This window comes from Streptomyces sp. NPDC002490, assembly GCF_040296045.1.
Lineage (GTDB): Bacteria > Actinomycetota > Actinomycetes > Streptomycetales > Streptomycetaceae > Streptomyces.
In genome coordinates, this window is the sequence record NZ_JBEOWM010000029.1 from 53,032 (window position 1) to 65,752 (window position 12,721).

Consider the following 12,721-nt stretch of genomic DNA (forward strand, 5'->3'; position numbering starts at 1 on the left):
GGTGACCAGCGAATCCTTCCGATTTCAACGGCCTGCCCACCGGTCGTCGCGCACCCCGCCCCCGGAGGCCGTGCACCATCAAGGAAAACGCTCCGCCGGTCGCCATCGGGCCCCGCTCCGGACACCTGCCGTGCGCCCCCGAACGCGCCCCCCGAACAGGGGGGACCCCATTTGCAGTCGGCCGAATCGCGCTCCGAAGCCCCCTCGGTAAGCTGACGACATGACAGGACAGGTGAGAACCGTCGACGGCCGGGTGGCCGGACGACGAGGCCAGGCGACCCGCCAGAACCTCTTGGACCGCCTGGGCGAAATGCTCAGCTCTTCCCCGTACCGCGACGTGAAGGTCATCGACGTGGCCCGCAAGGCGGGCACCTCGCCGGCGACCTTCTACCAGTACTTCCCGGACGTGGAAGGCGCGGTCCTGGAGATCGCCGACGAGGTCGCCGCCGAGGCCGCTGCGCTCGGCGGACTGCTCGAAGGCCGCTCCTGGGCAGGCCGGGCGGGCTGGCAGACGGCGCAGGAACTCGTCGACGGATTCCTGGACTTCTGGCGCCGCAACGACGCGATCCTGCGGGTCATCGACCTGGCCGCCGCCGAGGGCGACAAGCGGTTCGCCCGCATCCGGCTACGCGTGTTGAACCCGGTCACCAGCGCCCTCACGGCGACCGTGAAGGACCTCCAGGCCAAGGGACGCGTCGACAAGGACGTCAACCCGGCGGCCATCGCGGGCTCCCTGGTCACCATGCTCACCGCGGTCGCCGGCCACCAGCGCGGCTTCACGACCTGGGGCGTCAAGCAGGCCGAACTGAAGCCGAACCTAGCCCTGCTCGTCCACCTCGGCATCACGGGCCGCAAGCCCACCAAGTAGCACCCCGCACGGACCGGCACCCGCCCGGTCGCCGCACCCCTCCCCGAACCCACCACCCCGTCGCCACGACACCGGGACCCCCGGTTCACCGCCCGGCACCCCCTTCCCCCCGGGCCAACCGGAACACCCGGATCTCCCGAGCGGTCCGCGACCGGTAGGTGGCGTACGGCGGCCACAGCCGCACCGCGGCGCTCCACGCCGCCTCCCGCTCGGCGCCCGTCAACAGCCGGGCCACCACCCCCACGCCTTCCGCGGGCCCGCCCGCCCAGTACACCCGCGCCCGCGGGTGCGCCAGCAGGTTCGCCGACCAGGCCGGATGCTCCGCCCGACCGAAGTTGGAGCCGATCAGCAGCCAGGTGCCGTCGCGCTCCGGCACCCACGCCAGCGGCGTCCGCCGCGGCAGGCCCGTCCGCGCGCCCGTGGCCACCAGCATCACGCTGGGCAGCAGCACCTCGCTGAGCAAGGTCCGGCCCCCGCTGAGTCGGTGCACCGCCCGGTCGACCGCGGGCAGCACGGTCGGGGCCACCCGGACGAACGCCCGCGTGGTCGAGGCCCGCTGCACCCAGCGCGTCACCGCGCCCCGCGCCCCGCCCGTCCGGAACGCACCGCGCGGGGGGTCGACCCCGCGGCGTGCGCCGCGCTCGCCACCGTTCGACGGTCCCACCTCTGTCCCACCCGCTTCCGGCCCTGCCGTGCCGCCGTCCCGGCGGCCCGCTTCCGGACCACCCCTTCCCCGCGCCCGCCCCCGGGAACCACCGGCGAGGGGTGCGCGCTCAGTGCTTGCGGGCGGTCAGCAGGGCGAAGGTGAGGAACTCCCCGCGGTCCTCGGCGAGCATGTCGATCACCGGCTGCTGGGCGTCCCGGGTCTCCGGCCGGCGCTCGACGCAGGCCCGGGTCCACAGCAGCCAGTCCTGCCAGGCGTCCGGCTGCGAGCGGGCCGAGGTGACGTCCACCAGGCCGGTGGTCGCCCACTGGAAGCGCCACCACTCGGCGGTGTGCCAGGCCATCGCCTCCCAGCCCACCACCCGCTCGACATGGGCCGGGACCGCCCCGAGTTCACGGACCTCCCGGGTCAACGAAGGTGTGGCCACGCCGAGTTGACCGCCCGGACGCAGGAAACGCAGCAGGTACGGCAGATAGGTGTCGGCCGTACCGAAGTACTCGAACGCGTCGATGCTGACGACGGCGTCGAAGCTGCCCTCCTCGAACGGCAGGGCGTGCGCCTCCGCCCGCACCGCCTCCACCGACTCCGCGACCCCGGCCTCGGCGAAGACGGCCGCCGCCCGCTCGGGGGCGATCCACCAGTCGGCGGCGACCACCCGCACCCCGTACTCGCGGGCCAGGAACACCGAGGAGGCGCCCTTGCCCGAGCCGAGGTCGAGCACCCGCATCCCGGGACGCAGGTCGAGGTCCCCGGCGAGGTCCTCCAGCAACCACAAGGGATGGGGTCCCATGTCGAGGTCGAGGACCCACCCGGGGTCGTAACGGGAGGAGCGGGGGTAACGATCGGGGCGCACAAGAGCGTTCACGGCAGTCACGCCCCCGCACCCAAGCCGATCCCCGCCCGGCGCACAACCGGATTTCCCCTCCCCCACCGCCGCACGCCCCTCCCCGCGGACCCCGGGACGGCCCATGCCGGACTCCCCAGCACGGCCACCGCCCCTCGCGCCGCGCTCGCCGCGACCGTCCTCGCCCCGTTGCTCCCCTCGCCGTCCGTACCACCGCTGAAGGTCCGAACACCGCTACGAATTCCGTCACTTCGCACCCGGACGGCATCCGGACCTTCGCCGAGGGGAGCCATGACCGGGTACCCGCAGCGGGCGGCGGCCAGTTGGACCTCGCCGGGCCGAGGCACCGGGGCAAGATCGCCATCAACACCTGGAGCTCCTGATGCCCGCCGTGCCGCGCCAGCGCCGCGGAAACCCGTGCCCGGGGCGTCGAGTTCGTCGGCACCAACACCCTCGGCCGCCGCGTTCGAGGAGGAGTTCGAAGTCGACTATCCGAGCCTGTACGACCCCCACGGCAAGCTGCTGCTCCGCTTGCCCAGGGGCATATCCCCGCGCAGGGCCTACCCACGACGATCGCCCTCGACCGGAAGTGCGCCATCACGGTCGGCCAGATTCGGCCCGGTCGACGCCGCCAGCCTCCGCCGGACGCTCGAACGAAAGTTCGCCATGTGCGAACAAACCGCCAGCAAGATCGGAATGAGAATCTCCGAATGTGATCACGCAACCCCGGACCTGCACTGAACAGGCTATTTCCCTGAACGGGGAACACGGCGACCCCCGGTTCTCCTACAATCGAAGACCCGCCCCCCACACGCGCGACACGACGTTCGGCTCCAGTAAGGGAACCAGACGCATGAGAATTCCTATCCAACCATTATCTCCACCTCCTCCCGAGGACTCGCCACCCGGTCCTCGCGACGAGCTCAACCGGTTGCTTTGCGCGGGAACCTACCTGCAATCAGGTTTTCGACGCCGCGTCGTGAAAGAACTGGTCGATTGCGACGACAGATCAGTGGCGCCGTCGACTCAGGTGGACGTGGCCACGGTATTGGCACACGCATTACACGCCCGGAAGGGCGAGTGCTTGGCCGGTTGCTGCATCACGCTCCTGTGGGCGCTCTTTCTGGTAGTGGACGTCTGGGGGGGCACATTCCACGGGATGACGGAATGGAGCCTGGCCAAGGCGTACGATCTATACATCACCAAGGAAGGTTTCCGCATTCCCGACCTGGTGTCGTTTTTCCTGGGCTCCTCCTCGCTCCCGATCGGGAAGACCGAGCCCAGCACCGGAACCTGGGTGGCGAACTATGCCATCGTGAGTTCACTGCAATGGTTGGTGCGGGCCCTTTCCGGCCACGGAACGGGCATGTACTCCGCGCAGGACCTGAAACCCAGGGGCAAGGGCGGGCTCGTACGGGAGGTCCTCGCGCCCGGGATGCTCCTGCTGTCCTACTGGGCAACAGCACTCGTCGCTGTGTGGAACAACTCCGCGAACTGGGTGGCGGTGGTGTTCCCTCTGCTGTTGTCCGTCCCCGTGTGGGTGCATCGCCGTGCCGTCGAGGCCGTGATGCGTGACCGATTCAGCGAGGAGGAGTTCAAGCGGAACCCCGAGCAGGGGATCACCGGACCCAAGTGGTTGCGGGATCTCGGGGAAACCATCCGCCAGGAACAACACTCGGAGATCGTCCTGTACGACCCGGACCAGCCCTTTGCCGGCTCGGGTCAGGCCATGGAAACGTGGTCGGTCGTGATGGACCTGGAGCCCAAGCCCGGCGCCGGCCCCCTCACCCTCACCTCCGCCGAGGTCCTGGAAGGCGTGCGGCAAAGGCTGATGGACCTCGCACGACCCCCGATATCCGCTGTGAGCCGGGACCGACTCCTGAACGTGAAGATCGACGAGGTCGTCTACCTGCCGGCAGGTCCCCCGCGGAACGAGGTCGATCATGCGGTACTGCTGGCCGCGCACCGTGCCGCGTCCATCGGCGAGGGCGGCGAGGCGAGGCGGCACTTCCTGCGGGCGCAGATCGTCATGCGAAGCCAGTCGATGGTCTCCGTGCTCATACGGGTGCAGGTGCAGGGCGAAGTGCTGGCATTGGAAGTCGTGCCGCACACCCTCGATCCACTGCATTCGAAGTTCGACCTCGTCGACGACATCGTCGAGCGGCACCCCAGTTACCCGGTCTCTTCACTGGGACGAGCGTTTCTGGCTACTCCGGCCGCTGGAGTGGCCGCGATCCTCGCCGTGACGGGATTGGCGGTCCGCTCGACCCTCGGGGCGAAGCGACGGCTCGAACGTCGCAGAGCGGAAGCGTTCCCCCCGTCCAAGGGAGCCGCGCGTTCCGTACGCGAGATCGCCCCGGGGCAGCGACCCTCCACACTTCAGGCGATGGATTCCAGTCGCTACCTCAGAACGCTTCAGGAATGTGTCAGTACGGGAGTGATCCGGACGCTGAAGGAGAAGGGTTTCCAGACGGGAAGCCTGGAGCAGCAGGTCATCCAGGTCAGCAACGGGGGCGTCTACATCACGGCCATGAACGGCGGCGCGGTGGCGACCGGAAGGGGGTCCCGTGCTCGAGGTGCCGACAACCGCCCCGTCCGCACGTTGCAGCAGAGGGCCTCCAAGGCGTTCACGCGTTGATGACGACCACAGACTCAGCACATCTCCACGATGGGCGACGAGCGACGAGCAGGAGATCGACATGAGTGGGCAGGACGATACGGACTTCGACGACCCGGGCCCGGAGCCGGACGCGCCCCTGACACGGGGGGAACCGCAGGGCGGCATCGTCATCGGGGAGTTCGGAGGTGGAGCCGTCGCCGCAGGGCCGGAGGCCACGGCCGAAGACAGCAGCAGGAGACTCGGTGTCTCCAGCACCGAGATTCCGCCGCCCTCCGTGGCTGCTCCGCCCCCAGGGGGCATCGCCATCGGACGGATGACCGGTGGTGCCGCGGCTTCAGGACCCGGTGCACGGGCCACCAACCGGTCGGAGCATTTCATCGAGGCGACTCCGCAACTCATCGAGGCATTAGCCTTGTTGTCCGTCCATGATGGGGAACTCGGCACGGAGGCCGTCGACATCGAGCGGGAGGTTCGGACAAACGGCGGTGTGGAGCAGGGGAGACTGCGGAGACTGGCAGCACTCGCGGGCCGGGCCACTGCAACCGTGGGCGGTCAGACTGCGGCCGGAGTCGCCGCCCAGACGATCATCGGGATGCTGGCGTGAGGAGGTGGGATTGGCAAGCGGAGCAGCAGCAGTGGGATCCCTCGCCGGTGCGGGAGGACCGTAGGGCCCGCGCTCAGGCCCTGGAGCGCACGCTGCGCGTCGCGGCCCTCGTGTTGGCAGTGGTGGTCCTCGTGACGTTGGCCGTCGGGGGCGTCCTGCTCCATGCCCGACACCGATGACGGGTGGCCGACGCGCCCCACGCTCCCAGGTCCGGTGACCGGCGGGCATCTGCGGTGCTACCGCCTCGGCCGGCGGGAGGCCAGCGCCTGGTCTACTCGTCGGCCGGCGGTCAGTGCGGCGAAGAGTTCCGCCCTTTCGCCGCACCGGCGCGGGGCGCACCCCTCACGCCACAACGGGACGGCTCTGAAACCGAATCGGTTTGCCACTCCCGCAAGACCGCTTGCCACCTCGTCGGACCGGACACAGCCTGGGTGTCCGTACCGGAGAGCGACCGCCGATCACGAGGAGGCTCCCGCCATGACCGTCCCCGCGCATGCACCCGAACCGCTGAACGACCGCGTCCGCCACGTCCGCGCCGGCGAGTTGGACGGCCACACCGCGCTCAGCGGCAGCACCGTGGGCTCGCGCCGACTCTGGATGGGCCTGGTGGAGAACCCCCCGCTCAGCGCGACGGACGACCACCACCACGGCGACTCCGAGGCGGGGATCTACGTGGTCAGCGGGCACCCCGTGTTCGTCTTCCACGACGGCACTCAGGAGGTGCGGATCGCCGCGGGCCCGGGGGACTTCGTCCTCGTGCCGCCGTTCGTCCCGCACCGCGAGGAGAACCCGGACCCGGAGGAACCCGTGGTCGTGGTCATCGCCCGCACCACCCAGGAGCCCGTCAAGGTGCCGTTGCCCGGGCTGTACCGGCTGACGGAGGCACGGCTGTCGTAGGCGGACGCGGCGGCGGCGCGGCCGAGCCGCTTCATCCCGTGCGCGGTGAGGACGACCCGGCAGTGCGGGACGCGGGCCCTGACCTCCGTGCGGTCCGTCGCCCTCCGGCGACGGCCGCCAGGCCCGGAACCACCCTGGCCGACAAAGCCGAACGAGACACCGTGTTCGGTTACAGGACATGTAGAGGATTGTCGCGGAATAGCCTGTGGGTGACTCGTGTACGGGCTGAACGATGCCAAGGTCCAGCAGCCGAACGACACCCCAAGGGGGGGCCATGGCGCTACCGCAAGCCGGCTACGCGTACCGGTTGAAGAACAAGCAGACCGGGCGCTATCTGACCTCGTCCGGGTTCATGCCGGACTCCTACGTCACCACCTGGGGGCCGGAGAGCGGAGGCAACGGCCGGCTCTCCCAGACCTGGCACCTGCTGGGTCTGGGCAACGAGAAGTACATCCTCGCCCAGAAGCTCGGCGGCCGGGTCCCGACCCTCAACGACTACAGGGCGCCCTCCACGGTTCCACCCCGCGGGTTCGACATGACGAATCCGTTGTTCAGGCCCGACTCGACAAGGCTGAACCTCGAAGTACCGTACGACGGGACCGACGGCCACATCATCAACAGTCAGACGTTCTACGTCCGTGCGTCGGGCGACTGCGTCACCCTCGCCAGCTGCAACGGCGGCTCCCTGCTGGCGGACTGGGGTGACAAGCTGGGCGCGATCGTGGGGAGCGACGTGGGCGACCTCCAGCGGTGGAGCCTGGAACAGGAAGCGTCCTACCCCCGGATCGCCACGGGAATCGGGCCCACCACCAACTCCCCCGTCCCGCCCCCCGCGCTGACGGGCTACGCCCGACCCAACCCCGACACCACCAGCCCCACCACCATCGGCACCACCCTCCTGCCCTCCGCACTGGTCAAGGACCCCGCCCTCACCAGGCAGCAGCAGGCCCAGACCAGCCCCTGGTACGTCGTCGAGCGGCAGGGCTTCTACAAGGTCGTCTACTACTACGAGAGCAGCGGCGCGGCCGAGACCACCCAGAGCCAGTCCGTCACCGTGGGCCTCACGACCGCCAATTCCACCGAGATCGAGAACACGACGAGCATCTCGGTCACGGCCGAGGCAAGCTACGGCTTCAAGGGCTTCGGCGCCTCCCTCAGCACCACCTACAGCCACCAGTTGCGCACCCTCGTCGCCTCGTCCACGACGCAGACGAGCGAGAGGAACACGACCATCTCGCGGACCTTCAAACAGGGGACCCGTGCCGCTCTGGCCATCTGGTACCGCGCGGACCGCTACGCCCTGAAGAGGATGGACGGGACCGTCATCCTCGAATGGGAGACGGCCAGCCAGGACGACGTCGCCGAGCGCGCCTACACGGGGAGCTAGCCGGGGGCGCTGAACCGGTCCCCGGGGCACAGGCACCACCACCCCGGCCGGGTCAGACCGCCCGGCCGAGGCCCGCGAGCGGGAAGCCCCGGTCCCGCAGCGGGGTGCAGTCGTGATCAGCCGTTTGAACCGCGGATACGCGTCCGCTCGATCGAGGTCACCACCCACCCCAGGCGTGGCGCGCGGACGGATCGCCCGCGCGCCACGGTCGGCCGCGCCACCGCGGGGCGATCCACGGAGCCCCTGCCCGACCGCACGCCCGACGAGGGAGGACCAGCACCCCTCGCCGCGCTCCCGGTCGTCGGACGGCGGCTACTCGCCGGAATGCGCTTGTTGCGCGAAGAGGCCGAGCGCCGTCAGCACGGTGATGCTCAGCGTCATCCAGGCGACGAAGGCGCCGCCTCCGTACAGCGTTGCACCGGCCACCGTCGCCCCTGTCTCACGCGAAAGCACCCCCGCCACCACTGCCACCAGTAGTGACGACACGAAGGACAGGAGCACGAGGAGCACCCGAACGGGAAAAGAGAGCCTCACCGGTCGATCCCTTCAGCAGGGTGGTCGACCAGTCGGCAGGCAGCCTCAGCTCGACCACCGACTTCGATGGCTTGCTGAGGCTCTGCGACGATTAGAGACTCATGGCGCTCACTGCGTATCGAGATGGGAGCACTGCCCCCCATCGGACACGTCGCCAGCGCTCTATTGGTCTCTCGAATGAGCAACACGAAGCCTAGCGGGGGGCGTTGAAGAATTCCATGCCTCGAAACCGGAGGACGTTCCGGTTCACCGCCGCGGATCGGGCGATCACCGCGTCCCGTCCCCTTCCCGAAGGACCCCCGGGGTGCCGCCGGTGACGTCCTCCGCCGCCGTCAGCACGAGGAGGGCGAGCCGACGCAGACGCTCGTAGTAGCGGATCTCCGCCGACCCGGTCAGCTCGGGGAGGACCCGGTCCAGCTCCTCGACGCACCGCCGCAGGATGCGGGTGCGACCCGGGTCGAGGGTGCCGCGGTCGCCCAGCCAGGTGGAGACGCAGCCGGCGAGGTCGGCGTCGAGCAGCACCAGGTCCGTCCCCCCGAGCACGGTGCCGCGGAGGTCGGCGGGGAAGGGGGCGCGGCAGTGCTCCCGCCAGAGGCGGGACGCATTCCGCTGCCGCTCCGATCGTCTGTGCATGCCGACCATGGTGCCGCAGCCGGTCTCCGCCGCTGTCCCGCCCGGGTCGACGGACCCCGGCCGCCACCGATGGGCGACGATGGGACTCGTCCACCCCCTCTCCGCAGGAGCAGCACCGTGCACCAGCTCACCTACGGCGACGTCGAGGCCGCAGCCCACCGGATCGCCGGACGCGTCCGACCCGTCGCCCTGGCGCCGACTGACCCGGGCGAGGTCACCGCCGCCCGCCACGGGTTCGAAGCGCACGGGGCGGGGCGGCCGGGCGGGGTGTGGCTCGCCCTGGAGTCGATGCAGCACACCGGCAGCTTCAAGGCCCGCGGCGCGCAGAACTTCCTCCGGGCCCACCGGGAGGCGGGCACCCTGCCCGACGCCGGGGTGACCATCGCCTCGGGCGGCAACGCGGGGCTGGCCTGCGCCTGGGCGGCCGGGCAGCAGCACGTCCGGGCGACCGTCTTCCTGCCCCGCACGGCCCCGGCGGTCAAGGTGGCGAGGCTCCGCGAGTACGGCGCCGACGTCCGGCTCACCGGCACCGAGTACGCCGAGGCCCTCGCCGCCTGCGAGGAGTACGCCGCCACCAGCGGCGCCCTCACCTCGCACGCCTACGACCACCCGCTGATCGCCGCCGGCGCCGGAACCCTGCTGGAGGAGATCCACCGACAGGTGCCCGACCTCGACACGGTGGTCGTCGCGGTCGGCGGCGGCGGACTGTTCGCCGGGGTGGCCACCGCCGCCCGGCACCACGGCATCCGCACCGTCGCCGTGGAACCCGAGCACTCCCGTGCCCTGCATGCCGCCGTGGCGGCCGGCCGGCCGGTCGACGTCACGGTCGACTCGGTCGCCGCCGACTCGCTCGGCGCCCGCCGCGCCTCCGCCACCGCCCTGGACGCGGCGCAGCGGGGCGACGTCCGTACCGTGCTGGTCCCGGACGAGGAGATCGTCCGGGCCCGGCAGGCCCTGTGGGACCACCGTCGCCTCGTCGTCGAGCACGGGGCGGCCACCGCCCTGGCCGGGCTCACCGCCCCGGGCCGGGGACCGGCGGCCGAACCCGGGACCGCCGCGACGACCGGCGGCTACCGGCCCCGCGAGGGCGAGCGGATCGCCGTGGTGCTCTGCGGGGCCAACACCGACCCGGCGGACCTGGTGCAGAAGGCCGGCGGCCGGGGCTGAACCGGGGGAGGCCCGCACGTCGACGGGCAGGCGTAGCGGGTACTGGCTATGTCGAGCGGTGATCAACCCACGCCCGCGCGGTCGCCTCCATCTCACGGAGCCAGGACTGCTCGGGAAAGCGCTCGGCACGGTGACGCCACATGCGGAGATTGGCCCTGGCGAAGACGTCGATGCCGCGCCCATCCGACGTCAGCCAGGCCGGGCACTCCGACAGCAGGTCTTCAGCGGCGGCCGGGGAGTGGCCTGCGGCGATGAACTGAAGCACCAGGACTCCGGGGTCGATGAAGGCTGCGCCCCGGGTCGGCCAGGACCAGTCCACGACCCAGTTCCCCGAGCCGACGAGGAAGTTACCGGGAGCCACGTCCCCGTGGACCAGCGTGTCGCCTCTGAGGAGTCGGGCTTCCGCCGGGTCGGCAACGAAGGCGTCCCACCGTGTTTCGGGCCAGTCCACGACCAGATCGGGCAGCGGAATGTCACCGATCCGGCGGAGCAGGTCCAGAACGGCCGGGAGATCCGGGGAGCCCGGCTCGAAGCGACTCGGCTCCGCCTCCACCTGCTCGAACCCCAGCGCCATCCAGTCGCTGCTCTCCACGTGCCAGCACAGACGCGGCGAAACCGTGTGGACAGACTCGTTGATCAGCCGCTCCCGGAGGAACTGCTCCCGCCGCCCCCCTGCCGGATTCCGAATCCCCTTCACGAAGAAGCGCCCGAGTCCACCGTCCACCAGGGCCAGCACATCGGAGCTGAACCCACGTTTCGTGGGTCGCATCTCCTTGACGGGACCGGTGAACCGCTCGATCTGGGCCAGGAGATCAGGGGCAGGGAGGCGGTCCCTCATACGTCAGTTTCCTTGCGCACTAGTTTCTCGGGGAGCACTCGGTGCCAGGGTAGCCAGGTGTGCATTCGTCGGGGATCGTTCCCGGATTGCACTTGTTCCCGTCGTCGTCGCCTTCCCCGCCCCCGTCGTATCCGGCTCCTCCGCTACGGACGGATTTGCGGATGAGCTCCCTGGTGGCACTCATGACCGGGCCGTCGAGAACACTGCCGAGGCCGTCGTCGAGAACGTTCCCGACGCTCAGGGATGGTGTGAAGACACAGGGCGAGACGGAGCCGTCGGGGCCAACGGTGGCACGGTCCGTGCCGCATTTTCCACAGAGCCCGGAAAGGTCCGCACTCTGGCTACTTCCGCACGCCGCACGACCGAAGGGCCTCAGGCGGTCGACTTTGAACCGAGTGACGCCCAAGGCGGCCAGCTCGGCGCGGGCCTGCCCGACACGCTGCTGGTCTCCGCAGTCGATGATCGACACCACCGGATCGATGCCGAGTTCGAGTGCCTTGACGATGTTGGCACGGGTACGGCTGTGGCTCGACCTTCCAGTGATCCTGTTGTGCTCGGCTGACTGGTCTGAGTAGTACGAGGTCGCCAGCGTGGTGCGCTTGCCCTGGAAGACTTGCCACCAGTCGTCCGTGACGCGCACCAGGTTCGTGAACACCTCCAGTTCCATCCCGACGATGAGGGCGTGGCGGGCCACCGTGAGGGCGTCTGGGTGCAGCGTGGGCTCGCCTCCGATGAGCTGAACCCGAACAATGCCCCGCGACGCTGCTTCGTCGACGACCGCGACCCATTCCTTACTCCTGAGCGCCCCGTGTGTGCCCTCGGGACCGGAGGCGTTGTAACAGTGGCCGCAGTTGAGCTGGCACTTCCGGGTAAGGTCCAGCCACAGCAGGCCCTCAACTCGCCTGGCCTGTAGGGCATTCGTCACCTGTGCAGTCATACGCATCTACCTCACTGGTAGTGGAACTGCCGTCGTCCCGGGACCGGGGACGTGATGTGGCTCCATCGAACGCCACCGATCAGGTGAGCGCTAGGGGACGACTCCACCCGAAATCAGCGCCCAGTACTCCAGCTGTAGACCGTGATCTTCATGTCTGGGCTGCGGCTTGTCGGCGGTCATGGCTGGTCTGTGATCGTGCCTGGTGGCGTCGTCGCCAGGCGGCCAGCCGAGCCGGTGAGCGCAGTCATTCAGCGGCCGGGCAGCAGCACGTCCGGGCGACCGTCTTCCTGCCCCGCACGGCCCCGGCGGTCAAGGTGGAGAGGCTCCGCGAGTACGGCGCCGACGTCCGGCTCACCGGCACCGAGTACGCCGAGGCCCTCGCCGCCTGCGAGGAGTACGCCGCCACCAGCGGCGCGCTCACCTCGCACGCCTACGACCACCCGCTGATCGCCGCCGGCGCCGGAACCCTGCTGGAGGAGATCCACCGACAGGTGCCCGACCTCGACACGGTGGTCGTCGCGGTCGGCGGCGGACTGTTCGCCGGGGTGGCCACCGCCCTGGCCGGGCTCACCGCCCCGGGCCGGGGACCGGCGGCCGAACCCGGGACCGCCACGACGAGCGGCGGCTACCGGCCCTGCGAGGGCGAGCGGATCGCCGTGGTGCTGTGCGGCGCCAACACCGACCCGGCGGACCTGGTGCGGTCAGCCGCCGCCCGGCCCTGATCGGCG

12 protein-coding genes and 1 pseudogene are annotated in these 12,721 nt (G+C 70.3%); 7 read left to right on the forward strand and 6 right to left on the reverse strand.

Annotated elements, in window-relative coordinates:
• Positions 1–220: 220 nt before the first annotated feature.
• A complete protein-coding gene (locus ABT092_RS19650; RefSeq protein ID WP_351245502.1) occupies positions 221–868 on the forward strand; it encodes a TetR family transcriptional regulator in 648 nt (215 codons plus the stop codon).
• 85 nt (positions 869–953) lie between these two features.
• On the opposite strand, the gene ABT092_RS19655 is transcribed toward ABT092_RS19650, so the two are convergent.
• Together ABT092_RS19655 and ABT092_RS19660 are read right to left on the reverse strand one after the other, a co-directional pair.
• Positions 954–1,442, reverse strand: coding sequence for a nitroreductase family deazaflavin-dependent oxidoreductase (locus tag ABT092_RS19655; protein WP_351245504.1), 489 nt, complete (start codon positions 1,440–1,442; stop codon positions 954–956).
• A 199-nt stretch (positions 1,443–1,641) separates the two neighbouring features.
• A complete protein-coding gene (locus tag ABT092_RS19660) occupies positions 1,642–2,406 on the reverse strand; it encodes an SAM-dependent methyltransferase (protein WP_351245505.1) in 765 nt (254 codons plus the stop codon).
• A gap of 949 nt (positions 2,407–3,355) precedes the next feature.
• Between ABT092_RS19660 and ABT092_RS19665 the strand changes: the two genes are divergently transcribed.
• The 4 genes from ABT092_RS19665 to ABT092_RS19680 all read left to right on the forward strand — a co-directional run bounded on the left by ABT092_RS19665 (position 3,356) and on the right by ABT092_RS19680 (position 7,884).
• Complete coding sequence (locus tag ABT092_RS19665) at positions 3,356–5,014, forward strand: AbeC-like domain-containing protein (protein ID WP_351245507.1); 1,659 nt, start codon at positions 3,356–3,358, stop codon at positions 5,012–5,014.
• Between the two features lie 61 nt (positions 5,015–5,075).
• Complete coding sequence (locus ABT092_RS19670; RefSeq protein WP_351245509.1) at positions 5,076–5,600, forward strand: hypothetical protein; 525 nt, start codon at positions 5,076–5,078, stop codon at positions 5,598–5,600.
• Between the two features lie 477 nt (positions 5,601–6,077).
• Positions 6,078–6,497: a cupin domain-containing protein gene (locus ABT092_RS19675; protein ID WP_351245511.1), complete on the forward strand. Its 420-nt coding sequence runs from the start codon at positions 6,078–6,080 to the stop codon at positions 6,495–6,497.
• Positions 6,498–6,771: 274 nt separating this feature from the next.
• Positions 6,772–7,884 carry a hypothetical protein gene (locus tag ABT092_RS19680; RefSeq protein WP_351245513.1) on the forward strand — a complete coding sequence of 371 codons (1,113 nt, stop codon included), beginning with the start codon at positions 6,772–6,774 and terminating at the stop codon, positions 7,882–7,884.
• A gap of 312 nt (positions 7,885–8,196) precedes the next feature.
• On the opposite strand, the gene ABT092_RS19685 is transcribed toward ABT092_RS19680, so the two are convergent.
• Entirely contained in the window at positions 8,197–8,385 is a 189-nt protein-coding gene (locus ABT092_RS19685) for a hypothetical protein (RefSeq protein ID WP_351245515.1), read from the reverse strand.
• A 300-nt stretch (positions 8,386–8,685) separates the two neighbouring features.
• Entirely contained in the window at positions 8,686–9,051 is a 366-nt protein-coding gene (locus ABT092_RS19690; RefSeq protein WP_351245517.1) for a hypothetical protein, read from the reverse strand.
• Between the two features lie 117 nt (positions 9,052–9,168).
• On the opposite strand from ABT092_RS19690, the gene ABT092_RS19695 reads away from it, so the two are divergent.
• A complete protein-coding gene (locus ABT092_RS19695) occupies positions 9,169–10,218 on the forward strand; it encodes a threonine/serine dehydratase (protein WP_351245519.1) in 1,050 nt (349 codons plus the stop codon).
• A gap of 46 nt (positions 10,219–10,264) precedes the next feature.
• Here the strand turns inward: ABT092_RS19695 and ABT092_RS19700 are convergent, their stop codons facing one another.
• Entirely contained in the window at positions 10,265–11,056 is a 792-nt protein-coding gene (locus ABT092_RS19700) for a phosphotransferase family protein (protein WP_351245521.1), read from the reverse strand.
• A gap of 19 nt (positions 11,057–11,075) precedes the next feature.
• A complete protein-coding gene (locus tag ABT092_RS19705) occupies positions 11,076–11,993 on the reverse strand; it encodes a radical SAM/SPASM domain-containing protein (RefSeq protein ID WP_351245523.1) in 918 nt (305 codons plus the stop codon).
• Positions 11,994–12,253: 260 nt separating this feature from the next.
• On the opposite strand from ABT092_RS19705, the pseudogene ABT092_RS19710 reads away from it, so the two are divergent.
• Positions 12,254–12,715, forward strand: a pseudogene (locus ABT092_RS19710) (pyridoxal-phosphate dependent enzyme); the annotation flags it as partial.
• Positions 12,716–12,721: the final 6 nt, after the last annotated feature.